The following is a 22689-nucleotide window of genomic DNA, read 5'->3' as shown; positions in this document are numbered from 1 at the left end:
CCCGGCGCGGTGTGCGCCACGAGACCGCGTTCCACCCGGGTGCGGTGGATTTTCGCGTGGCCCATCGCTCCGCCGGGCAAGCGGCGAAGCCCCTTCCTGCCCCGGCACGCAGACCGACCCACCGGACTCGCTGCGCGAGCCGATCCGCAGGCCCTCCCAACGTCACCCGTCCAGTGCCCACCCGCGGAGCATGCGGTAGGCGATGGACACGCCCGGGGGCAGCAGCAGGCCGTCGACCGCGCCGGTCTCGGAGTCGAGCGCGGCGCGCACCGTGTCGCGGTGCACCCACCGCGCTTCCTCGATCTCGCCGAGCGCGGGTCGCAGCGGCACCGACGGGTCGGCGACGGCGGCGAAGCCGAGCATCAGCGAGCGCGGGAACGGCCACGGCTGGCTGCCGAGGTAGCGCACGCGGTCGACGCGCACGCCGACCTCCTCCTCGATCTCGCGGCGCACGCAGGCTTCCAGCGATTCGCCGACCTCGACGAACCCGGCGAGCACGGAGTACCGCTGCGGCGGCCACACCGGCTGCCGCGCCAGCAGCACCTGGTCGGCGCCGTCGTGCACGAGGCAGATCACCGCCGGGTCGGTGCGGGGGTACTCCTCGCGGTCGCAGCCGCTGCACACGCGCACCCACCCGGCCCGGTCCGGCCGGGTGGACGCCCCGCACACGGAGCAGTAGCCGGCGCGCTGGTGCCAGCCCAGCAGGCCGACGGCCGTGGTCAGCAGCCCGGCCTCGGTGTCGCTGAGCAGGGCCCCCGCGGTGCGCAGGTCCCGCCACTCGGCCTGCGGGGCCTGCGCGCCGGGCCGCACGGCCCAGTATCCGGTGCCGTCCTCGGCGCCGAGCAGCACCGCCCCGGGCGCGGGTTCGGCACCGAGTTCCTCGGTGCGGTCGTAGCGCAGGCGGACGCCGCCGTCGGCGCACGCGGTCACGGGTGCGCGCCCGCGCCGGTCCACCTGCAGCAGCCTCCCCCCGCGCCACAGCTCCGCCGCGCCCGCGGCGGAGTCGCGCAGCTCTTCTCTGCGATCCACTGTGGACCGAGAAAGGAGCGGTGCGGTGTCCAGTTCGAACTCCGCACCGACATCGGTTCCGCTCATCACGGCAGCTCGACCCCTCCCAGGCACCGGAGCTGATCGGCGAGCTGGTCCGCGTCGCCGACGACCACCCCGGTGAACCTCGCGGGGCCGAACAACTTCGCCGCCTCGGCCACATCGTCGCGCGTCACCGCGCGCAGCCGGTCCGGATGCCCCGTCAACCACTCCACGCCCAGACCGCCTGCGGCCATTGTGGACAGCATCGAAGCGAGACCGGACTGCGAGGAGGTCGATGTGGACAGCGCTCCGATGGCGTACTGCCGAGCCGAGTCCACTTCGGACTCAGTCGGCGGTTGCACCGCCATCTTCCCGAACTCGTAGCGGGCCTCCAGCAGCGCCGCCGCGGTGACCTCGCTGGCGGTGTCCGCGTCGACGAGCAGCGTCGCACCGCTCGGGGTGAACTCGAACGTGGAGTGCGCGCCGTAGGTGTAGCCCTTGTCCTCGCGGATGTTCTCCACCAGCCGGGAGGAGAAGTAGCCGCCGAAGACGAGGTTGGCGATCTGCACCGCCGGGTAGCTCGGGTCGGTGCGCGGCACGGCCTCGGCGGAGAACCGCAGCTGCGACTGCACCGCACCCGGCCGGTGCACCAGCCGCAGGTCACCGCCCTGCACCGCGGGCAGGTCCGGCATCTCGCGCGCGGCCTCCGCGGAGCTCCACCCGGCGAACGCCCGCTGCACGCGGGAGACCGCCTCCTCCGGATCGAGGTCGCCGACGAGCACCAGGGTGGAACCGCGCGGCAGCACCGACCGCCGGTGCAGCTGGCGCACCGCCTCCGGCGTGACCTGGGAGACGTCCTCGACCTGCGGCACTTCCCGCACGAACGGGTGGTCGCCGTAGCGGCGGCGCTGCAGCTCCTCGCGCGCGATCACCCGCGGCTGCGAACGAGCAACGGTGATCCGCTCCACCAGCCGCGTCTGCTCGGCGGCGACCTCGTCCTCCCGGTAGGCCGGGGCGGTCAGCGCGTCGGCCACCACCTCCAGCAGCGTGTCCGTCCCGTCGGACAGGGCGCTGCCGGACAGCGTCAGCCGCTCCGGGTCGACCCCGGCCTGCAGGTCACCGCCGACCGCGGCGAGGTCGGTGTCCATGCGCACGCGGTCGCGCTCACCCGCACCGGTCAGCAGCGAGTCGGCCAGCACCTCCGCCCGGGCCGGGTGCAGCGCGTCGTCGGAGGCGAAGGGGATGCGCAGCCGCAGCTCCACCATCGGCACCGATCCGTGCCGGGCGGCGATGACGCGCAGCCCGCTGTCCAGCACCGTGTCCACTGTGGCCGGAGCGTCGTGCGCGCGCGGCTGTTCCAGCGGCGGCAGCGGGCGCGGGCCTTCCGGCGTCCGGCCGATCTCCTCGGCGCTGCGGTGCGTTGCGCTCATGCCGCACCTCCTGCGGTGCTCTCGTCGGGTCGGATTTCCAGCACGGCCCGGGTGTCCCCGCGCAGCGACTTCGCCGCCGCGGCCACCGCCCCCGGGGTGATGTCGGCGACCCGGCCGGGCAGTTCGGACACCAGCTCGGCGCGCCCGTGCAGCAGCTCCGTGCTGCCGAGGTCGAGCGTGCGGGACATGACGCGGTCGTGCTCCCGGTGCAGGCTCGCCGACCAGCGCGCGGTGACCCGGTGCAGCTCCTCGGCGCTGGGACCGTCCACGGACAACCGGTCCAGCTCCTCGTCGATCGCCCCGACCACGCGGTCCACCTCCACCTGCGGGGTGTGGATCGCGGTGAACGTGAACGTGTCCGGGTCGCGCGCGTCCAGCGGCGCGCCCATCAGCCCGGCGCCGGCGTGCACGTCGACGACGAGCTCGTCGCGGTGCACCAGCCGCTGCTGCAGCCGCGAGGCGTCGCCCTCGGACAGCACGGCGGCCAGCACCACGTGCGCCAGGTAGCCGTCCGGGTCCGCCACCGGGTCGGGCAGCCGGTAGCCGAGCGCCACCGCGGGCAGCGGGGCGTGCGGGTCGGTGCGCTGCTCGCGCGCGTCCGCGGCCAGGTGCGGCTCGCCGAACGAGGGCCGAGGCGGCACCTCGCGGGCGGGCACGTCACCGAAGTGCTCGTGCACCAGCTCCACCGCGTGGTCGACGTCGAACTCGCCGGCGATGGTCAGCACCGCGTTGCTCGGCGCGTAGTAGCTGTCGAAGAACGCGGCGCAGTCGTCCACCGTGGCCCGTTCCAGGTCGGTGAAGTCGCCGTAGCCGTTGTGCGCGTTGGCGAACGTGGAGTACAGCACCGGCGGCAGCAGGATCCAGGGGAACCCGCCGTAGGGCCGGTTGAGCACGTTCAGCCGGATCTCCTCCTTGACGACGTCGATCTGGTTGCGGAGGTTCTCCTCCGTCAGCCGCGGCGCGCGCATCCGGTCGGCCTCCAGGAACAGCGCCCGCTCCAGGGCCTGCGTCGGCAGCACCTGGAAGTAGTCGGTGTAGTCCTGGTGGGTCGAGCCGTTGAAGATCCCGCCGGAGCCTTGCACGTGGCGGAAGTGCGCGAGCTTCTCCAGGCTCTCGCTGCCCTGGAACATGAGGTGCTCGAAGAGGTGGGCGAAACCGGTGCGCCCTTCGGGCTCGGAGCGGAAACCCACGTCGTAGTGCACGCTGACGCCCACCACGGGAGCCGTCCCCGGGGTGGTGTCCGGCGCGAGCACCACGCGCAGCCCGTTGGGCAGCGTGACGCGATGCAGTTGGGGGTCGACCATGCCCGCAGCCTACGTCCGAACGCGGGGGTTTCGTACAACCCCCGGACGATCCACCCGGGTGAACGAGCCCGGGCGGAGGAACGCTGCGCGCCCGCTCCCGCCGGAGCACCCGCGGTGTTGTGGCACACCTCACTCTCCAGGAGGTCTGCGCTGCGCAGGGAGCACGCGCTCAGCCGAGCTGCTTGAGCATGCTCTCCACCTGGTTGCCGATCTCCCGCGCGTCGGCGGGCACGAACGCGGCGAGCTCCTCGCCGGTGCTGCCGCGCTCGGCGCGGTTGAGGTAGCGCCCGTCGGGCTCGGGGGTGTCGAACCACGCCGCGATCGACGAGCGCTGCCGCTTGCCGAGCTGGTCGCGCTTGTTCACCGCGAACTGGCCGACGCGCACGCGCGGCAGCCCGGCGATCTGCTTCGCCAGCTGCACCTGGCGGTCCCCGCTGCGCATCCGGTTGCCGGACGCGGCGGGCCGCATGAAGCCGTCGGGCTCCTCGCCCTCATCCGGCCCCCGGCGGGGTTCCAGCTCGGCCGGCGGCACGCGCACCGCGGGGTGCTGCCCCTTCGGCGCGGGCGGCAGCGTCGGCAGCAGCACTTCCGCCGCGGTGACGCGCTCGTGCACCTCCACGGTGAGCGGCCCGCCGCGCTGGGGGTCCTCGTCGGGGGGCTGCACGCCGAGCACGACGCGGGTTCCCCGCTCGCCCTCGGTGATCGCCGCGACGGTGCGCCAGCAGTGCGGCTGCCCCGCGTCCGGGTACCAGATCGAATCGGCCCACAGGTACGGCTTGGCCAGCGCGCGCAGCGCGGCGGCCAGGTTCGGCTCCACCTCGTCGTCGACGAGGACGCCGCTCGCGGTCATGTTGCCGATCTCGTTCTGCACGGTCCGCGCCCACTGCTCGACTGTGTGGCCGTGGGAGCGGGTGGTCAGCGGGAGGGTGAGGTCCTCGACGCCGAGGTAGGTCAGCACGGCGTCGAGGTGCACGGGCGGCAGCTGCCAGCGTCCCAGCTGGGTCACGGTGTCTGCTTCCTCTCTCCTGATCGCGCGGCGGCCCGGGCGGCGCCGCGCGGGCGTCGACCGGGGCTTTCGACTCCCGCTTCCCGCATCGGCGCGGCAGCCGGGAGGGACGTGGTGCAGGTCGCCGCTCGATGCTCCACCGCCTCGGGAGGGCGGCGGGGAAGCCGGGACGTGCGGGAGGTCCCTCCCCACTACCCGCCCGCAACGGGCGCACCGCTCTGAAAACGGTTCACCCCGGTGCGCCGGCCGCTGGGGCGCGGCCTGCGCACCGGGCGCGTTCCTGCACCGGGAACGGCGCGGACGCGGTCACTCGCCGAGGACGGGCGGGGCGGTCTTCGGCATGTCGTTGAACCACACGTCCTCGTTCTCCTCGAGCCACGAGGGGCGCTCGTGCTCGTCGTCCTCGCCCTGCCCCTGGCCGCCGCGGCCGCCCATGCCGCCCATGGCTCCGCGGCCGGCCGCCCCGCGGCCCGCCGCGGTTCCCGCACCGCCGGGCGCGCCGGTCTTGGCTCCGCCGTTGCCGACGCCGGAGCGCCCGCCCGGGCCGGTGCCGGCGCCGGACTTGCCGCCGGGTGCACCGCCGGGCGTGCCGACCACGCCGCCGGCGGCGCCGCCACCGCCGGGCGTGCCGCCTCCGCCCGGGGTGGCCGCACCGCCGGGACCGCCCGGGGCACCGGGCATCGCCGTCGAGGCGGGTGCCGAGGTGCTGGGGGTGGTCGACCCCGGTGCACCCGGGTAGTTCGTCGAGGGCGCGTTGCTCCCGGGACCGCCAGTTCCGGGCGTGCCCGGGTAGGAGCCGCCGCCGGGGACGCTGGACGTGCCGCCGGGGCCGCCGGGCGTCGCGTTGGCCGGGGTGGTGGCGCCGCCACCACCGCCCCAGTTCGTGGAGTCCTGCGGCTGCGCCGGGGGTGGTTCGACCGCGGTGCCGTCCGGCTTGCGGTAGGTGGGCATCTGCTGGTCCACCTGGGTGACCGTGGGGCTGTAGACGTTGCCCATGGTCTGGCGCGCGGCCTTCTCCTCCTCCTGGCGCCGCTCCATCTGGCCGAGCGCGTCGGCACCGCCCATCACGGGACTCACCGCGGTTTTCAGGCCCGATTCCCAGGCGTTGTGACCTTCCGGCTCACCGACCATGTTCTTGGCCTCACCGGCGCCGTCGCCGGTGGTCTGCATGTTGTTGCCGGTCATGTGGACGGCGTTGCCGGTGCCGGTCATCCAGTCGGAGACGGGCTTGGACGCGCTCTTGGCCTTCTCGCCCGCTTCGCCCTCCCAGCTGCCGCCGAGGATCTTGTCCATGTCCTGGGAGAACTGCGGACCCCGGTCGGCCACACCCTTGCCGAGCTTCTTCCACGCGTCCGCGATCTGACCGACCTTGCCGGCCTCGATCGAGTCCTGGTTCGTCTGGTAGATCTGGGCGTGGCTGTAGCCCTCCCAGTTGACGCGCTGCGTCACCGCGGGCGAGTCGTAACCCTCCACGCCCTCCTGCAGACCGCGGTTGCGCTGCTGCAGCTGGTTCATGTTCTGCTGGTGCGCCTGTTCGGCCTGCTGCGCCTGCTCCTTGCGGTCGGCCTCCGCGAAGCTCTCGTAGCCGAAGAGCCTGGCTCCGCCGTCGTGGATGTTCCGGCCCGTATCGCTGAAGAACTCGGTGACCCCCACGGCCTGACCCCCTCGTCGTTCCCGGCGACCACCCCAGCGGCCGCACGCACCGTCCGAACCTGATGCCGCCCGACAGGCCGGCCCCGGTGCACCACCTCCTGGCCGAGCGCGTGCAACACCTTACGATCCCGGCTGATCCCCTGTCACACGAATCCACCGATTCGTCAGGATTCCGCCACGGCGGCGGCAAGAGCGGACCACAGCGTTGTGCGCAGCGGACCCGACTCGCACCCGTCCCGGTGCGGATCCCCTTCCGCTGAACGGGAAGGAAGCTCGGTGCTGGGGTCGACCCGCATCACCCGACGAGCGGTACCGGTACCGCACCGGCCGCGCTGCAGAATCCCGGCACCCGCACCCCGGTCACTCCGGCAACCGCGCCGCCGTGGCTTCAGCGATCTTCTTCAGCTCCTGGCACGGATCCGCAGAAGAAGTAGTTTTGAGGGTGACCTGATAAATCGCAACGCCACCACCAGCATCGACGAGGATGTTGCAGCCACCGTCACCAGCACCAGGAACCTGTGCGACCGCGGCCGAACGTCCCGCGATCTGCTGCTTCTCGTACGATTCCCAGTTACCGCTCTGCTTGTACGAATCCACCGTCTCTTCGACGTTCTTGCTGAAGTCGATGATTTTCTCGTCACCGGACCAACGGCAGGACGGCTCCCAGGAGACCTGCGTCGAATCCTTCCCCTTCCCGAGCGGAAGCCCCCACGAGTTCAGCTCATCCGAGTTGAAGAATGTGCACGGATCGAAGCGCTCCAGCGCCTTCGACTGCTGCGCAGTCCCCGACGGCCGCTCAGACTCCGACCCGCCAGGCGGCGTCGCACACGCCGATACCCCGGCCAGCACCACACCGGCCGACATACCCAGCACCGAACGAGCGATCCTGTTCACTGTCGCAACCCACCTTGCATATCTCCAGCGGCCTGTTCGTCAGTAGCACGGTAATCCTTCGCCGCGCCTTCGAACGCCTCGGCCAGCTTGCGAAGCTCGTCCTCCATCTGCTCCAGCAATGGAAGCGCCCCGGCCTCGGGATCCGTCGCCTTCTGCACGAAGCGCTCTTGCAACGCCTTGCCGTCCGGATAGTTCCCCAGACCTTCGACACGTGCAATCATCTGGTTGTTACCGCGTAGCTCAGCCAGCGCATCCGCCTCGTCCCGGCACCGCTTCGCCGCCTTCTCGGCGGCCTCGGGATCGAGCCGGAGCTTGCCGGCCCCGACCTGCTCGTTGATCCAGCCGGTCTGCTTGCTGACCTCCCCCAGAGCCTGCTTCGACCCCTCGAAGCCACCACCTTCGCTCATGGCAACCCCCTTCACAGTGCCCCCGCGCCTGGCAAGTCGGGCACACTCTAACGGGACGCGTGCAGCCGCGGGGACGGTTCCCGGCATTTTCAACGGATCAAACCTCACCCGAACGGCCGCACATCGGCCGCAGATCCGGCCTCAGTCCACGTCGAACCTGCCCGTGCGCAGCGCATCCACGAAGCCGCGCCACGACCGCTGCTCCACCGCCAACCGCGCACCGGCCCGGTCCTTCGAATCCCGCACCCGCACACCGCCGCCGACGAAGGCCACCTCGACGCACTTGGTCGCCGAACCGCTCCTGCTGCTCTTGCGCCACCGCACCTCGGTCATGCCCGCCTCTCCATGAGCTCCGCGATCAACTCGCGCGTGCCCTCCTCGTCCAGGGCTTGCCGCCACAACTCGTCCCGCGCCCGCACGTAGTTCCGCGCGACGCAGGAGTCGGTCAGGAATATCCCACCTTGGCGGTTCTCCAGGTAGACGTAGGTGTTGAGCGCGGCGAACTCGTACAGCGCGAACGGCCCGTCCAATCCGGCGTGCGCTCCAGCGGAACTCGGGATGACGCGCACGTGCACGTTCGGCAGCTCGCTGCCGTCCAGCACGGTGCGCAGTTGCCGCTGCATGACGGAAGGGCCACCGATCCTCCGGTGCAGCACGAACTCGTCGAGCAGGAAGCACAACTGTGGCCCGTTCGGCCGGGTCAGCAACGATTGCCTGCTCAACCGCGTCGTCGCGCGCCGCTCCAGCTCGGCTTCGGAACGCTCCACCGTCGCGAAAACGGCACGCGCATAACCCGCTGTCTGCAGCAGACCCGGCACCAGCGCGAGTTCGAACTCGGTGACGGTGCGCGCCTGCGTCTCCAGCAGCATGATGTTGGCGAGCTGATCGGTGTACTCGTCACCGGAGGGCAGGTCCATGGACGCGCTGTCCTCCCCGCGGGCCTTGTCGACGAGCTCCTGGCACGCCTGCTCCGAGGCACCGTAGAGCGCGCACAACGCACGCACTTCGTCCTCGCCCGGGATACGTGAGCTGTTCTCAGTTCTGGACACCCACGCGGCGCTCGTTCCCAACTGCTCACCCACCGATCGGGTGGTCATTTCCTGCGCCTTCCGGAGATTCCGGAGCTCCGCACCCACCCGCACGTGAAACAGCGGACGACTCTCCCGCACGACTGACCTCCTGCTCCCTCGTCCGCACTCCGCGGTGTTTCAGCTTGTTTCAGGACGTTTCACCACATGCGCAACGTTTCGCTCGTGGATGAATCACCGAAACAGCTCTAACTTCCTTTCAGCGCAACAGGATTGAGAGAACTACAGAAGGACCCGAACGAATGACCTTCGACGTGTTTCGCGATGACTTCAGCGATGTGTTCTGGATCGTCGGCGCCGGCGCGCGCATCCGGCACGCGATGCGGACGCTGCCCGGCGCGGTGTTCGCCGGGGAGTCGGTGACGACGCTGTGCGGCAGCAGCGTCAAGGTGCCGATGAGCACGCCGGCCGGGCGCACTCCGGCGAGCGCGCACGTCACCGACCGCTGCCCGCCCTGCGCGGCGACCGCCGAGGCCGAACGCCTCGTCGGCCACGTCTGGGACTACTGACGCCGCCCCGACGCCCCTCCCCACCCGTCCGCGGCCGACGCACCCGCCCCGGTGTCCGCCGCGCCCCGGACGCGGAACTCACCCGGGAGGTGGTTCCTCCTCACTCGATCGCCCCGCGCGGGTGGGCATTTCCGGGAAATGCCCACCCGATACGGGCGGAAAGTCCGCATTTCGGGGCGGGTTGCACCAACCGGTGACGCATCCGACACCGCGCGGACCAGCGGCGGCGCGGCAGAACGGCGCGAATCGGCCCGCACGGGGCCACCGCGCGGGCCGATCACGGTACGCTCCCCACCGCGATACGACAGTTCAGCGACGTGGCCGGTCGAGGCGCACCGCCGTCCGCCGGTGTTCGGGGAGCCCACGCATGAACCAGCCGCCCTGGCCGCCGGACCGCCACCCGGATCGGCACGCCGCACCGCCCCCGCCGCAAGGCACACATCCGCAGGGCGCACCTCCCCAACAGGCCACACCGCAGCAGGGCGCACCGCAACAGGGCACCCCGCCGCGCAGGACTCCGCCCCACGGCGGACCCCAGCGCTCCAGCACGCGCGGTCCCGTCGTCGCCCTGCTCGCCGCCACGGCCATGCTGCTGTTCGCCGGCACCCTCGGTGCCGTCGCCACCACCGTCATCCGCAGCGGCTCCGCCACCGCAGGCGGCCCGGACACCCCGGCCCTCCCGGAAGCCAGCACCTCCCCCGGCAGCAACCCGCTGCTCGAGGAGAGCGAGCTCGAGTCCCGTTCGGACACGCCGAACGCCGAACCCCCGAGGAACGCGGAAAACCGGACCACCGGTCCGACCACCGCGCGGGCACCGGCCGCACCCGTGCCCGCGCTCGGCGACAACCCGCTGAACATCGCGGGCAACGGCGCGGTCAACACCCCGTGCGACCTCCCGCCGTTCGACACCGACCCCGCGAGCCAGGACGCCTTCTACCAGGCCGCGGTCCCCTGCCTGCAGCGGATGTGGGCACCGGCGCTGCGGGAGGCGGGACTCCCCACCGACGCGGCCACCGTCGTCACCACGGCCAGCAGCGTCGAGACCCCCTGCGGTCAGCGGGAGTGGAACGAGACCGCGATGTACTGCTCGCACAACCACACCATCTACATGACCGCCCGGTACTACCCGGAGATCGAGGGCCAGCAGGAACCCGGTGTCTACTTGGGACAGCTGGCGCACGAGTACGGCCACGCGGTGCAGGGGATGGCCGGGATCAGCGAGGCCTACAACAAGGCCGTGGCCGACGCCGGCGGCTACGACACGGCCGAGGGCCAAGCGCTCAGCCGCCGTTCCGAGCTGCAGGCCACCTGCTTCGGCGGCATGGCGCTGGCCGCGCTGCAGAACGGCGGGCTCAGCAACGACCACGTCTTCCCGGCGCTGCGCGACGCCAGCAACCGCGGCGACGAGCAGGGCAACGAGGGACGCACGCACGGTTCGCTGGCGAGCAACGAGAAGTGGGCCGAGCGCGGCTTCCACGCCAACCGCATCACCGAGTGCAACACGTGGAACGCCGCGGAGGCCGCCGTGCGATGAGCCACCGCCGGAGCGGGTTCCGCGCACGGCGCGCCGGTTCAACGCTCCAGGGTGGTCCAGCGGGTGCGGCAGTCAGCCGCCGACGACCGGCGCCACCGGTTCGCACGGCACCGGTACGGGGTGCTCCGGGTCCAGCGCGTTGAGCACGAAGGCCGCGCTCCGCGGGGAGAACGGCGACGCCAGGTGGTCGGAGCGGTCGGCGGGGCAACCGTCCTGCAGCAGGACGTTGCGCGCGTTCGGCCCCTCCAGGAACGCCGAGGTGTGCGGGGTGACGACCTCGTCGTACCGGGTCTGGATCACCGTGTAATCCACACCGGGCACCGTGTCCCCGCCCGCGTTCAGCCGCTCGAGGAAGTCGGATCCGGCGATCTGCTGCCGGAACGCGGGGCCCAGCCCGGCGCCGAGCACCGCGTCGACCCCGGGCAGCCGACCGATTCCGAACACGGTGGTGCCGTGGTTCGAGGGCGACAGGCCGACAAGCTTGCCCACTTCCACCGCACCGCCCAACTCACGCAGGTAATACCGGGGCATCATCCCGCCCTGGGAGTGCCCGACGATGTCGACCTGATCGGCGCCGGTGGAGGCGCGGACGCGGCCGACGAACGCGGACAGCTCCGCCGCCGACCGCTCGACGGGACCGGTGCCGCCGGGCGGGTGGGCGCCTGGGAAGCCGACGCGCGGCGCGCCCTCCTCCTGCCCGTAGTTGAGGGCGTAGACGCAGTAGCCCTCGTTGCGCAGCAGCGGTGCGAGCGCGTACCAGTTCTGCGCCATGTTCTCGATCGAACCGTGCACCAGCACCACAGGATTCGGGTGTTCCGGCGCGGGGCGACAGGCCCAGTCGTTCGCACCGGGCGGGGGCCCGTTCGGGTGCGCGGCCGCGTACGCGAGCGCGTTCGCGTAGTTGTGGTCGACGGGCAGCTCCTCGTCGGGGGCGGAGGGGCCGCCCCCGGAGGGGGTGGACGCCGCCGCCGGTGCGGCGAGTCCGACCAGCAGCGCGGAGGCGAGCAGCGCGAGCAGCCGACGCATCGGCGTCCTCCTCGGGGCGTTCGGTCCGCGCGAGAGTAGTGGCCGATGATCGGCGCCACAAGAGCGGGGGGACCGGCGTTGCTGCGGCGGCGTCCCCGGGAGCGACGGCTCGGCACCAGCGGCACGGCGCAACGTCCAGGAGCGTCAGCGGCGCGCGTACCCCAGCAGCACCGCGAAACCGGAACCGGCGGCCGCGGCGAGGCTCAGCAGCACCCAGGTCAGGCGCCTGGCCAGGTCTTCCTCGGCGGAACCCGCCGCACCGGCGGGCACCGCGGTGACCTGCCCGGACGGGCCGCCGCCCGCGCGGGCCGCCCGCTCCGCGTCCGGCGGGACGAGCACGGACAGCGCGGTCCCCTCCGCGTGCCCGCAGCCGTCGAAGCGCGCCGTGCGGGTCCGCCCGGCCAGGTCGTAGGCGACCACGTCGCCCCGGCTCGCCTGCTGCGCGCAGGGGGCGGTGCGCACGACCCTGGCCTCGACGCGCTGCCACTCCGCGAAGTTCCGCGAGGGGGCGAGGACGGTCGGCGCCACCACCGCTCCGAGCACGGCGAAACCGATCAGGCCCAGCAGGAGCAGGATCGACGCGAACGGAGCCGAACCCGAGTGCCTCACCCGATCGATACTCCCAGAACCCGCGCGGGCACGGGAGAGCCGCGTCCCGCGCCCCCGCCGGAGGCGGACACGCCGCGAGGAACGGGGCCATCCGCGGCTTTCCACGCAGGGCCGGCACCCCCGCGGCAACGGGCGGTGCCTCGGCGCGCAGCCGCGCCGGAGGTTCCCGGCAGCGACCCGCACGACCGGCGGTCACTCCTCCCGCCGCTCCTCCGCCTGCTGGGCGGGCGTCTCGTGCGGCTCGCCGCGCCAGACGTACAGCAGGCGGTCGCCGCGCTGCAGCTCGGCCACCTCGGAGGCATCCACGCGGTGCAGCTGCCCGCGCCGCACCACGCCGAGCACGATCTCGCTCACCCGCGTGGGCGAGGCACCGACCTCCTCGCGCCGCACCGGCCGCTCCGCCAGGGTGAACCCGCGCTCCGGGGTGAGCAGGTCGGCGAACATGTCCACCACCGCCGGCGTCGTCGTGGCCACCCCGAGCAGCCGCCCCGCGGTCTCGCTGGTGACGACCACCGAGTCCGCCCCGGACTGGCGCACCAGGTGCACGTTCTCCGTCTCCCGCACCGCGGCGACCAGCTGCGCCTTCGGTGCCAGCTCCCGCGCGGTCAGCGTCACCAGCACCGCCGTGTCGTCGCGTTCGGTGGCGACGACGACGGCGCGCGCGTGCTGCACCCCGGCGAGGCGCAGCACGTCGCCGCGCGTGCCCGAACCGGTCACCGTGACCAGCCCGAGCGTGACCGCGGATTCCAGCGCGGCGTTGTCGGTGTCCACCACCACGATGTCCGCGGTGGAGATGTCCTCGCCGAGCAGCGCGTTCACCGCGGAACGGCCCTTGGTCCCGTACCCGACGACCACGATGTGGTCCCGCACCTTCGACCTCCAGCGCTGGATCCGGAAAGCTTGCCGCGAGCGCTCGGTGAGCACTTCCAGCGTGGTGCCGACGAGCACCACGATGAACAGCACCCGCATCGGTGTGATGAACAGCGCGTTGACCAGGCGCGCCTGCGGTGAGACCGGGACGATGTCGCCGTAGCCGGTCGTGGACAGCGATGCGGTGCAGTAGTAGAAGGCGTCCAGCAGGCTCAGCGGCCCGCCGGTGCCGCCGTCGGAGTACCCGTCGCGCTCCAGGTAGACGACGACCACGCAGAAGGCCAGCGCCACCAGGGCGCCGAGCACGCGGCGCAGGATCGCCCGCAGCGGGCCGGCGCGGTGGTGCGCCGGGATGCGGACCGTGCCGACGAGCGCGTAGTCGGGGCGGGCGGTGAGCTGGTCGGCGGCCTGACCGGCGCCGCGCAGGAGGACGCCCGGCACGCGCCGCGAGCGCCGTCTGGCCATGACCACCCCTCCCGACCACGTCCGGGGACCGGCATGCCGCGCGAACCGCGGCGATCATACCGCGCCAAACCTGTTCCAGCCCGAGGACGGCGAGGGGCGGAGTGGACGCCCTCCTACCACTACGCCGCGGTGACGGCATACGATGCCCCGGTGCAGGAGCTGGAACACGCTGCCCGTGCCCTCGGTTGGGACGGCCACCTCGTCGCGAACCTGGAAGTGTTCGGAGCGCGTTTCGCCGCTGTCGCCGGGATCTGCCCGGAGGTGCACCGGTGGCGCCGCGCGCACGGGTGGGGCCCCGAGCTCGACCCGTCCTCGTTCCGCTCGGGCTCCGAGTCCGGCCGCATCCCCGTCGCCGCCGTCGAACTGGTCGGGATCCTCGTGCCGGCCGCGCGGGTCGAGAACGCGTTGAGCGCGTGCGGAACGCTGCTCACCCTCGCCCCGTGCGCCGTGGTGCTGCCCTGGGCGCACCCGTACGTGGCCTGGCAGATGATGGAACTGGACTACTACGGCGTGGGCGTGCTGCACGCGACCGGCAGCGGCCCGGCCGAGCTCGCCCTCGAACCGCAGGACCGCACCGCCGAGTTCGGCACCTCGCTGTTCGGCCGGTGGATGCTGGAAGTGCTGTACTCGAAGCTGCTCGAGCAGCAGCCGCAGCTCGCCGAGAACGTCTGAGCGAGGCAGTCCGCGGATCGGCCGGCGCAGCGAGCCCGGCGGCGAGCCCCCGGGAGCCCGGCCGCCTGCCCGGACCAGCGGCCCCCGGGCAGCCACCCACAGCGAACGAGCGCCCACCGGCCGCGGTGGGCGCTCGCCGTGCTGCGCTCCGCCGCGTCACGTGCCGCGGCGCCCGCGGCGGACGAGCTCGACCACGTTCACCGCGCACCCCAGCGCCCCGAGGGCGATCACGACCCACCGCACCGCGTCCGGCAGCAGCGACGGCCGGCCAGCGACGGCGTCCGGCACCACCGCCGCCAGCACCAGCGCGAGGGACACCGCCTGCAGCACCAGCAGCTCGGACGGGAAGTTCGTCATCAGCCGGAGGACAGGGCACGCGGCGCTCCGCCGGGTCCGGAACGCGGCAGCGCGCGGGCCCGGTCAATAGGCCAGGCGGTACTCGCGCCAGTTGAGCTCGTCGAAGTTCCACCGCATGCCGCGCAGCTCCTGCAGCATCCGCAGCGCCTGCACGGTGTGCGGCCAGCGCCGGACCACGTTCGCCATCGCCACCGGGGACATGAGGTCCACGGTGCGCCGGTGGTCGCCCTCGCCGATCAGCGCGATCCCGCCCTGCGTGTGCAGGATGTCCACCAGCGGCGTCTGCCCCGTCAGCGCCACGTTCTCCACGCTGACGACCGTGTCCGGCTGCAGGTTCTCCGGCCAGGCCGTGCGGTCGACGTCCGTGGCCACCGGCCGCGGGCACTCGCCGCAGGTGCAGCCGTCCTCATCGGCCCAGCCCATCTCGGGCCACGACCACACCACGCTGCCGCCGGGTTCCATGTTGGACAGCGCGGCGATGTGCGGCCACGCGGTCACCACCGCCGAGAGCGTGGTCCGCTGCCACGACGCCTCGTCCGCGTCGGGCCCGGCGCAGGTCCACGTGCCGCTCTCCTCGCACCGCACCCGAACCAGCGGTACCCGCATGGCGAGCACGTTCGCGTCCAGGTCCACCGGCGTGCCCGGCGGCGACTGGAGCTTCCACGGGTAGTCGGATGCCGTGCCTGTCTGGGTCCCCATCGCGGTGCTCATCGCGATGCATACTCGTCACCGCCCCACCGCCGGTTCAAGCTCGTCCACTCCAACGAGTGAGAGGAGATTCGTCCGGCGGTTCCGGTTCCGCGGTGTTCCAGCCCGCAGCCCCCTCGCCCGCAGCGCTCCCGTCCGCAGCGCTCTCGTCCGGCACGTCCCGCACGAGCTCGGCCAGCCCCTCGGCGTCGAGCAGCTCCTCCGGACGCACCGTGCGCTCCGCGCGCACGTAGTGGAACGCGGCCCGCACCCGCTCCAGCGGCGTGCCGGACAGCTCCGACCACGCCACGCGGTACGCGGACAGCTGCACCGCCGACTGCCGGGCTTCCTCGCCCTCCGGCAGCCGACCCGTCTTCCAGTCGACCACGGTCCAGCCGCCGTCGGCATCGGCGAAGACCGCGTCCATGCGCCCGCGCACGAGCACACCGGCCAACCGCGTCTCGAACGGCACCTCCACGCGGTGCGGCGTGCGGTCGGCCCACCCGCTGCGTTCGAAAGCTCGCCGCAGCTCGGTGAACTCCACGTCCTCGCCGCCCTCCTCGGCGGCGTCGTCGGCCGCGCCCGGCAGCTCGCCCAGGTCCAGCAGCGCGTTCGAGCCGAACCGGTTCTCCAGCCACTCGTGGAACTCGGTGCCCCGGCGCGCCACCCGGTTCGGCGGGAACGGCAGCGGCCGGCGCAGCCGCTCGGCCAGCCGGTCCGGGTCCCGCGCCAGCTCCACGAGCTGGCTGACCGACAACCGCTCCGGCAGCCGCACCCGCTCCCGGCGCCGACCGCGGGAGCGCTCCGCCAGCAGCACGTCCACGTCGTGCGCCCAGCCCTCGGGATCGTCCGCGTCCCCGCCCGGACCGACCGGTTCCGGCGGTTCGGCCGGCGCACCGCCCTCCGCGGGCGGTTCGGGTGGTTCCGGCGGCGCGTCGAGCTCCGCGTCGTGCGGGGCACCGCCGGGCGCGGCCGGTTCCGCCTGCGGCTCCACCAGCGGGGGTTCCTCCTCCGGCGGCGGCTCGTCCAGCGGCGGTTCCTCCTCCGGCGGGGGCGGCTCCTCCGGCAGGGGCCGTTCGCCCGGCACGGCCTCCTCCCCGGCGTCGAGCCGCGCCATCGCCCGGCGCACCCGCTCGGCGCCCTCGGCGACGGCGGCGCGCCGGTGCTCCAGCGGGTCGGCGGGCCACCGCGCGCTGCGCACCTCCGCGGTCAGCGGGTTCTCCGCCTCCTCCCCCGGAGCCGGAACCCACTGCTGCACCTCGCCGGAGGGGCCGCACAACTCGGCCAGCTCGGTGAGGAACTCCGACGGCCCCTTGGGCCTCTCCCCGGTCTCGGCCCACCAGTGGCCGGACAGCAGCAGCACCCGCTCCGAACGGGTCAGCGCCACGTACAGCAGCCGCCGTTCCTCGGCGAGCCGCCGGTCCTCGAACTCCTCGTCGTGCTCGGACAGCCGCGCCTGCAGCTCCTTGCGGTCCAAACCGGACAGCTGCGCCGTGTCCAGCCGCGGCAGGTCCACCGCATCGCCGCGCAGCTGGGCCGGCAGTTCCGTGACCGAGCGCAGCCAGCACGAGCCCTTCCGCCGCGCGGGGAACACGTCGCGCACCAGGTGCGGCAGCGCCACCACCTCCCACTCGAGGCCCTTGGCGGCGTGCATCGTCAGCACCTGCACCCGGTCGGCGGCCACCTCGACCTCGCCCGGCTCCAACCCGTCCTCGGCGCGTTCGGCCGCGTCCAGGTAGTGCAGCAGGTCCGACAACCCCGCAGCGGGGCTGGCGGTGGCGAACTCGGTGACCACGTCGGCGAACGCGTCCAGCTGCACCCGGCCCGCCGTCCCGGGGCGCGCGGTGCTCTCGATGTCCAGGCGCAGCTCCCGCTCCACGTCGGCGACCAACTCCGGCAGCGGCCGGTCGAGCCGTCCGCGCAGCCGCTCCAGCTCCCGGCCGAGCTCGCGGACGCGCCGGTAGCCCGCCGCGGAGTAGCGCTCCGGCTCGCCCGGGTCGTCCAGCGCGTCGACCAGCCCGCTCTGCTCGGCGTTCTCCCCGGGCAGCGCGGCCGTCACCGCCGCGGAGGCGTCCGCGTCCGCCGGCGGGTCCACCCGCGTGCCCAGCTCCCGCGCGCGGTCGTGCAGCGCGACGAGATCGGCCGCGCCGAGGCGCCAGCGCGAACCGGTGAGCACTCGCATCGCCGCGGTGCCCGCCAGCGGGTCCACGAGCATCCGCAGCACGGAGACGAGGTCGCGCACCTCGGGCTCGTCGAGCAGACCGCCGAGCCCGACGACCTCCACCGGCAGCCCCTGCGCGCGCAGCGCCGCAGCCATGTCGGCCATGTCCGCGCGGCGGCGCACCAGCACCGCCGTGGTCGGCGGGGCGCCCTGCTCGTCGGTGACCGTCTTCCACCGGGCGGCGACCTGCTCGGCCACCCACTCGCGCTCCTGCCGCACGTCCTCGGCCAGCGCCAGCTGCACGTCGCCCGCGTCCGCGTCCGGGCGCGCCCGCAGGTCGGGGACGTCCACACCGGACTCGCGCAGCGGCTGGGAGACGGCGTTGGCCAGCCGCAGCACCTCCGGCGGGTTGCGGAAGCTCGTCACCAGCCCGTACCGGGGTGCGGGCGGGCGCTGCCCCTGCCGCAGGTGCGGGAAGTCCGTGCTGAACCGGGGAAGGTTGGCCGCGCTCGCCCCGCGCCAGCCGTAGATCGCCTGCACCGGGTCGCCCACCGACGTCACCGGCAGCGGATCGCCCCGCCCGTAGAGCGCGCGCAGCAGTTCCCGCTGGGCGTGCCCGGTGTCCTGGTACTCGTCCAGCAGCACCGCACCGAACCGCGCGCGCTCGCCGGCCACGACCTCCGGGTGCTGCAGGGCCAGGCGCGCGGCGAAGGACATCTGGTCGGCGAAGTCCATCGCGCCCTCGCGGCGCTTGGTGCGGGCGTACTCCTCCACCAGCGGCAGCAGCGCGGCGCGCAGCCGCTGCGCGGACGTGACCCTGCGCAGCTCCTGCGGCAGGTCGGCGCGCTGGCCCTTGGCCCGGGGCGCGCTCTCCACGACCCGGCACAGCTCCTCGGCGTGCGCGCGCACCTGCTGCGGTTCGACGAGGTGCTCGGCCAGCTCGCCCGCCAGCGACAGCACGTACTGGGTCACCGTCGCCGGGATGCGGTCCGTGTCGAGGTCCTCGGTCCAGGTGGCGACCACGCGGTGCGCCAGCTGCCACGCGGCGGTGCCGGTGAGCAGCCGCGCACCCGGTTCGACCGGGATGCGCAGGCCGTGCTCGGCGACGAGGCGCCCGGCGTAGGCGTGGTAGGTCAGCACCGTCGGCTCGGCGGCCAGCACCGCGGTGGACAGCTGCCGGCTCGGGTCGACCTCGTCGAGCAGGCCCGACCCGGCGAGCCGCCGCAGCCGGGCCCGCACCCGGTCGGCGAGCTGCCGCGCGGCCTTGCGGGTGAACGTCAGGCCGAGCACGCGTTCCGGTTCGACGTGCTGGTTGGCGACGAGCCACACCACGCGGGCGGCCATGGTCTCGGTCTTGCCGGCGCCCGCGCCGGCGACGACCAGCGCCGGCTGCGGTTCGGCGGCGACCACCGCGGCCTGCTCCTCGGTCGGTGCGGGCAGCCCGAGGGCCTGGGCGATGCGCTGGGGGCTGACCTGCTGGCTCACTCCGCGACCTGCCTTCCCTGCAGCGGACAACTCGTGCGCACCGGGCACCGCGAGCAGTCGGAGCTCTCGTAGGCGACGTAGCCGGGGCCGGTGCTGGACTCGGCGGCCGCGTGCACCTCGTCGAGCCACCGGTGCACCTGCTCGTCGTCCAGCCCGGACTGCACGCGCTCGGTGGCGACCCCCGCCCGGTCGGGTTTGGCGACGTAGAGCAGCCGCGCCCCGCCGGGCGCGGCGCCGCCCTCCTCCGCGCGGAACGCGCCGAGCGCGGCCGCCAACTGGTACACGGCCAGCTGCGGGTGCTGTTCGGCGTCGTTCTTGCTGATCGGGGACTTGCCGGTCTTGATGTCGACGATGACCTCCTGGCCGGAGGCGTCGGTCTCCAGCCGGTCCACCCGGCCGCGCAGCTGCAGCCACGGCCCGCCGTCCGAGCGGGGCGGCAGCTGCAGGTCCAGGTCGTGTTCCACGCCCCGCTGGGTGAGTTCACCGCGGGTTTCGGCCATCCACCGCAGGAACGCCTCGACCATCCCGGCGACGCGTTCGCGCTCCTTGCGGGAGAACCACGGCGCGCCCGCGTCCACCGACTTCCACGCCTCGTCGAGGGCGCGCCGCAGCTCCTCGGGGTCCCTGCCCTCGGCGGCCAGCCGGGCCACCTCGTGCACGAGCGTGCCGGTGACCGCGGCCAGTTCCGCGCCGTCCTGGCCGCCGTGCCGCTCCAGCAGCCAGCGCAGCGGGCACTGCCGCAGCAGCTCCACCGTGGACGGTGACACGCGCACCGGCTCGTCCTCGCCGACCGGGGCGTCGTGGCTGGACACCTCGGCCAGGCCGTACCAGCTGCCCGGATCCGCCCCGGGAACGCCGGCGCGGGCCAGGCGGGCCAGCTGGGTGGCGGCGCGTTCCCGCCGGTCCGGATCGGACTCGGGGTCGCAGACGGCGCGGCGCAGCTCGCCGACCAGCTCGCCCGCGGACAACCCGCGCTGCGGCGGGGTCACCGGCCGGGGCTCGACCTCGCCCTCGGCATCGGTGCCGTCGAGCTCGTCGAGGAACCGCGACGGCTGCTCCTCCTCCCCGCGGACCGCGCTGACCAACAACCGGGAACGGGCGCGGCTGGCCGCGACGAACAGCAGCCGCCGCTCCTCCGCCAGCAGCGGCGCCGTCATCGACACCGCGCCCTCGTCGCCGCGGAAGGTGTCCAGCAGCCGCTCGATGCCCAGCAGCGAACCGCGCTGCCGCAGGTTCGGCCACACGCCCTCCTGCACCCCGGGGACGGCCACGACCGTCCACTCGCGACCGGCGGCGCGGTGGGCGGTGAGCACCTGCACCGCGTCGTCGCGCGGCGCGGCTGGCGCGCGCGAGTCGCGGGCGATGTGCTGCGCGTCCAGCTCGTCGGCGAAGGCCGCCGCGTCCTGGCCGGACCAGCGCTCGTCGAAGCCGCGGGCCTCGTCGAACAGCTCCACCACCGCGTCCAGGTCCCGGTTGGCCTGCGCGCCGGCCACCCCGCCGCGCTCGGTGTCCTCCAGCCACGCGTCCTGCAGGCCGCTGGCGCGCCACGCGCGCCAGAGCACCTCCTCCACCCGCGCGCCCGCGGTGACCGACTCGCGGGCCTCGTGCAGCAACCGCGCGAGTCGGCGGGCCGGCGCCGCGGCCGCGTCGGGCAGCCCGACGAGGCGGTCGGTGTCCTGCAGCACCTCGACGAGCAGCTCCCCGCTGGGGCGGCTGCCCCCCGCGGCCAGCTCCAGCCGCCGCAGGCCGCGGCGCAGCCGGCGCAGCGCCAGCGGATCGGCCCCGCCGAGCACCGAGGACAGCAGCTCCTCGGCGGTGTCGGCGTCCAGCGCGTCCGGCCGCGCGGCGCAGCGCAGCAGCCGCAGGAACGGGCGCACCGCGCCGCGCTGCGACAGCGGCACGTCGTCGCTGGGCACGTTCACCGGCACGCCGGCGGCCAGCAGGGCGCGGCGCAGCACCGGCAGGGTGTGCCCGAGCGAGCGCACCACCACCGCCATCTCGGACCACGGCACGCCCCGCTGCAGGTGCGCGCGGCGCAGCTGGTCGGCCACCCACGCGGCCTGCTGTGCCTCGGTGGCCAGCAACCGCACCCGCACCGCGCCGGAGTCGGCGGTCTCCTGCGCGGCCGTCTCCGGCTCAGGGGTCTCCTGCGGGGCGGTCAGCTGCCGCTGCGGGCCGCTGCCGGGCATGCGGGCGGCGAGACGACCCACCGCGGTGCGCACGGCCGGGGCCATACGGTGGTCGGCCGCGAGCACCTCGGTGGGGGCCTCGTCGGACTTGATCAGCTCCGGCTCGGCGCCGCGGAAGGAGTACACCGCCTGGTCGGGGTCGCCGAACAGCAGCGTCTCGGCGGCGGTCTCGCGCAGCCTGCGGACGAGCTCGTACTGCTGCTCGTCGAGGTGCTGGGCGTCGTCGACGACGACGTACCGCACGCGGCGCCGCTCCTCGGCGAGCAGCTCGGGGTCCTGGTCGAACGCGGCCAGCGCGGCGCCGATGAGCTCGGCCGCGTCGTACTCCGGTGGCTGGTTGCCGGTGCGCTCCCGCAGCCGGGCGATCTCGCGGTACTCGGCGCCGAACCTCCCCACTGCTGTCCACTCGGGACAGCCGAGCTGCTCGCCGAGCTCGACGAGGCGGTGCTCGCCGATGCCGCGCTCGGTGGCGCGCAGCAGGAAGTCCCGCAGCTCCACGGCGAACCCGGGAACGCCCAGCGCCGGGCGCAGCGACTCCGGCCAGACCGCGGCGCCCTGGTCGATGTGCTCGCGCAGCAGTTCGCGGATGCGGTGGTCCTCCTCCGCGCCGGTCAGCAGCTTCGGCGGTGCCTGCTCCGCGCGCACCGCCCGGTTGCGCAGCACGGCGAAGGCGTAGGAGTGCACGCTGCGGGCCAGCGGCTCCGGCGTGGTGCGCGGCCGGGTGCCCGCCTCGGTGAGCACGCGGGTGATCTCACCGCGCATCCACTCGGAGGACGAGCGGCTGGCCGTGAGCACGAGCACGTTCTCCGGCGAGACCCCGGCGCGGGTGACGCGGTCGGCCGCGGCCCGCGCGGCCAGCGTGCTCTTGCCGGTGCCGGGCCCGCCGAGCACGCGCAGCGGCCCCTCCGCGTGGTCGAGGACGCGGCGCGCGGCCGGTTCCCGCGCGGCGGCACCACCCGGCCCCGCGGCGCGCGCGTGCGGCGTGCGTACGAGCAGAGGTGCGGTCCGGCGCATGCCTCCGATGGAATCACGGCCCGCCCCCGCCCCCGCGGACGTGCCACGCCGATCAGTCCCGGCTCACACCGCCCCCAGGCGGGACGTTTCTCCGCGGTCTTCCCGCACCCCTCGCGGACGAGGTGCGCTCGCTCCACTTGCCGCAGCCCGCTCGGCGCAGACTGGAACCGTTCCAGAGAGCGCAATTTTCATGAAAATTGGAAGCCGTCCCCACACGTTTGGCCCACAAATGATCCACACCCCCGCAACTGATCCCCACTCCAACGTGGATGTATCGCACCGGAAGCCCGGACCCGGTGA

19 protein-coding genes are annotated in these 22689 nt (G+C 73.8%); 3 read left to right on the top strand and 16 right to left on the bottom strand.

All coding sequences use genetic code 11. The features are described from left to right. Positions 1 to 162: 162 nt before the first annotated feature. The 9 genes from nudC to ACVGV0_RS03915 form a co-directional block, all read right to left on the bottom strand. Positions 163 to 1095 (bottom strand): NAD(+) diphosphatase, encoded by a 933-nt coding sequence (nudC, locus tag ACVGV0_RS03955; protein ID WP_459158495.1) that lies wholly within the window; start codon positions 1093 to 1095, stop codon positions 163 to 165. Beyond that, positions 1095 to 2459, bottom strand: coding sequence for a M16 family metallopeptidase (locus ACVGV0_RS03950; protein WP_459158494.1), 1365 nt, complete (start codon positions 2457 to 2459; stop codon positions 1095 to 1097). Before ACVGV0_RS03950 ends, nudC begins: the two co-directional genes overlap by 1 nt. Further along, positions 2456 to 3763 carry a M16 family metallopeptidase gene (locus tag ACVGV0_RS03945; RefSeq protein WP_459158493.1) on the bottom strand — a complete coding sequence of 436 codons (1308 nt, stop codon included), beginning with the start codon at positions 3761 to 3763 and terminating at the stop codon, positions 2456 to 2458. The genes ACVGV0_RS03950 and ACVGV0_RS03945 overlap by 4 nt, the downstream gene beginning before the upstream one ends. A gap of 169 nt (positions 3764 to 3932) precedes the next feature. Then, positions 3933 to 4769: an ESX secretion-associated protein EspG gene (locus tag ACVGV0_RS03940; RefSeq protein ID WP_459158492.1), complete on the bottom strand. Its 837-nt coding sequence runs from the start codon at positions 4767 to 4769 to the stop codon at positions 3933 to 3935. A gap of 306 nt (positions 4770 to 5075) precedes the next feature. Further along, a complete protein-coding gene (locus ACVGV0_RS03935) occupies positions 5076 to 6422 on the bottom strand; it encodes a PPE domain-containing protein (protein WP_459158491.1) in 1347 nt (448 codons plus the stop codon). A gap of 360 nt (positions 6423 to 6782) precedes the next feature. Continuing rightward, entirely contained in the window at positions 6783 to 7316 is a 534-nt protein-coding gene (locus ACVGV0_RS03930) for a DUF3558 family protein (protein ID WP_459158490.1), read from the bottom strand. Next, the gene (locus ACVGV0_RS03925) at positions 7313 to 7723 is read right to left on the bottom strand and encodes a hypothetical protein (RefSeq protein WP_459158489.1); all 411 of its coding nucleotides are present in this window, start codon (positions 7721 to 7723) and stop codon (positions 7313 to 7315) included. The genes ACVGV0_RS03930 and ACVGV0_RS03925 overlap by 4 nt, the downstream gene beginning before the upstream one ends. Before the next feature lie 141 nt (positions 7724 to 7864). Then, a complete protein-coding gene (locus tag ACVGV0_RS03920) occupies positions 7865 to 8056 on the bottom strand; it encodes a DUF397 domain-containing protein (protein WP_459158488.1) in 192 nt (63 codons plus the stop codon). Next, positions 8053 to 8859 (bottom strand): helix-turn-helix domain-containing protein, encoded by an 807-nt coding sequence (locus ACVGV0_RS03915; protein WP_459159917.1) that lies wholly within the window; start codon positions 8857 to 8859, stop codon positions 8053 to 8055. The genes ACVGV0_RS03920 and ACVGV0_RS03915 overlap by 4 nt, the downstream gene beginning before the upstream one ends. 194 nt (positions 8860 to 9053) lie before the next feature. Here ACVGV0_RS03915 and ACVGV0_RS03910 point away from each other — a divergent pair, with 194 nt between their 5' ends. Together ACVGV0_RS03910 and ACVGV0_RS03905 are read left to right on the top strand one after the other, a co-directional pair. Further along, entirely contained in the window at positions 9054 to 9320 is a 267-nt protein-coding gene (locus ACVGV0_RS03910) for a hypothetical protein (protein WP_459158487.1), read from the top strand. A gap of 367 nt (positions 9321 to 9687) precedes the next feature. Further along, positions 9688 to 10854 carry a neutral zinc metallopeptidase gene (locus ACVGV0_RS03905; RefSeq protein WP_459158486.1) on the top strand — a complete coding sequence of 389 codons (1167 nt, stop codon included), beginning with the start codon at positions 9688 to 9690 and terminating at the stop codon, positions 10852 to 10854. A gap of 72 nt (positions 10855 to 10926) precedes the next feature. Here ACVGV0_RS03905 and ACVGV0_RS03900 read toward each other — a convergent pair whose 3' ends face one another. From ACVGV0_RS03900 to ACVGV0_RS03890, 3 genes are all read right to left on the bottom strand, one after another. Continuing rightward, positions 10927 to 11880, bottom strand: a complete 954-nt coding sequence (locus ACVGV0_RS03900) for an esterase/lipase family protein (protein ID WP_459158485.1) — start codon at positions 11878 to 11880, stop codon at positions 10927 to 10929. 144 nt (positions 11881 to 12024) lie between these two features. Continuing rightward, positions 12025 to 12489: a hypothetical protein gene (locus ACVGV0_RS03895; protein ID WP_459158484.1), complete on the bottom strand. Its 465-nt coding sequence runs from the start codon at positions 12487 to 12489 to the stop codon at positions 12025 to 12027. 192 nt (positions 12490 to 12681) lie between these two features. Next, positions 12682 to 13824 carry a potassium channel family protein gene (locus ACVGV0_RS03890; protein ID WP_459158483.1) on the bottom strand — a complete coding sequence of 381 codons (1143 nt, stop codon included), beginning with the start codon at positions 13822 to 13824 and terminating at the stop codon, positions 12682 to 12684. Positions 13825 to 13974: 150 nt separating this feature from the next. Between ACVGV0_RS03890 and ACVGV0_RS03885 the strand changes: the two genes are divergently transcribed. Beyond that, entirely contained in the window at positions 13975 to 14496 is a 522-nt protein-coding gene (locus ACVGV0_RS03885; protein WP_459158482.1) for a hypothetical protein, read from the top strand. Between the two features lie 156 nt (positions 14497 to 14652). Here the strand turns inward: ACVGV0_RS03885 and ACVGV0_RS03880 are convergent, their stop codons facing one another. The 4 genes from ACVGV0_RS03880 to ACVGV0_RS03865 all read right to left on the bottom strand — a co-directional run bounded on the left by ACVGV0_RS03880 (position 14653) and on the right by ACVGV0_RS03865 (position 22389). Continuing rightward, positions 14653 to 14853 (bottom strand): hypothetical protein, encoded by a 201-nt coding sequence (locus ACVGV0_RS03880; RefSeq protein ID WP_459158481.1) that lies wholly within the window; start codon positions 14851 to 14853, stop codon positions 14653 to 14655. A 63-nt stretch (positions 14854 to 14916) separates the two neighbouring features. Further along, positions 14917 to 15552, bottom strand: coding sequence for a hypothetical protein (locus ACVGV0_RS03875; protein ID WP_459158480.1), 636 nt, complete (start codon positions 15550 to 15552; stop codon positions 14917 to 14919). A gap of 46 nt (positions 15553 to 15598) precedes the next feature. Further along, complete coding sequence (locus ACVGV0_RS03870) at positions 15599 to 19186, bottom strand: ATP-dependent helicase (protein WP_459158479.1); 3588 nt, start codon at positions 19184 to 19186, stop codon at positions 15599 to 15601. Continuing rightward, the gene (locus ACVGV0_RS03865) at positions 19183 to 22389 is read right to left on the bottom strand and encodes an ATP-dependent helicase (protein WP_459158478.1); all 3207 of its coding nucleotides are present in this window, start codon (positions 22387 to 22389) and stop codon (positions 19183 to 19185) included. Before ACVGV0_RS03865 ends, ACVGV0_RS03870 begins: the two co-directional genes overlap by 4 nt. Positions 22390 to 22689: the final 300 nt, after the last annotated feature.

It is taken from the genome of Salinifilum ghardaiensis (assembly GCF_054491345.1).
The sequence above is the reverse complement of the archived record's forward strand: the minus strand, read 5'-3'. Positions and strand labels throughout refer to the sequence as shown.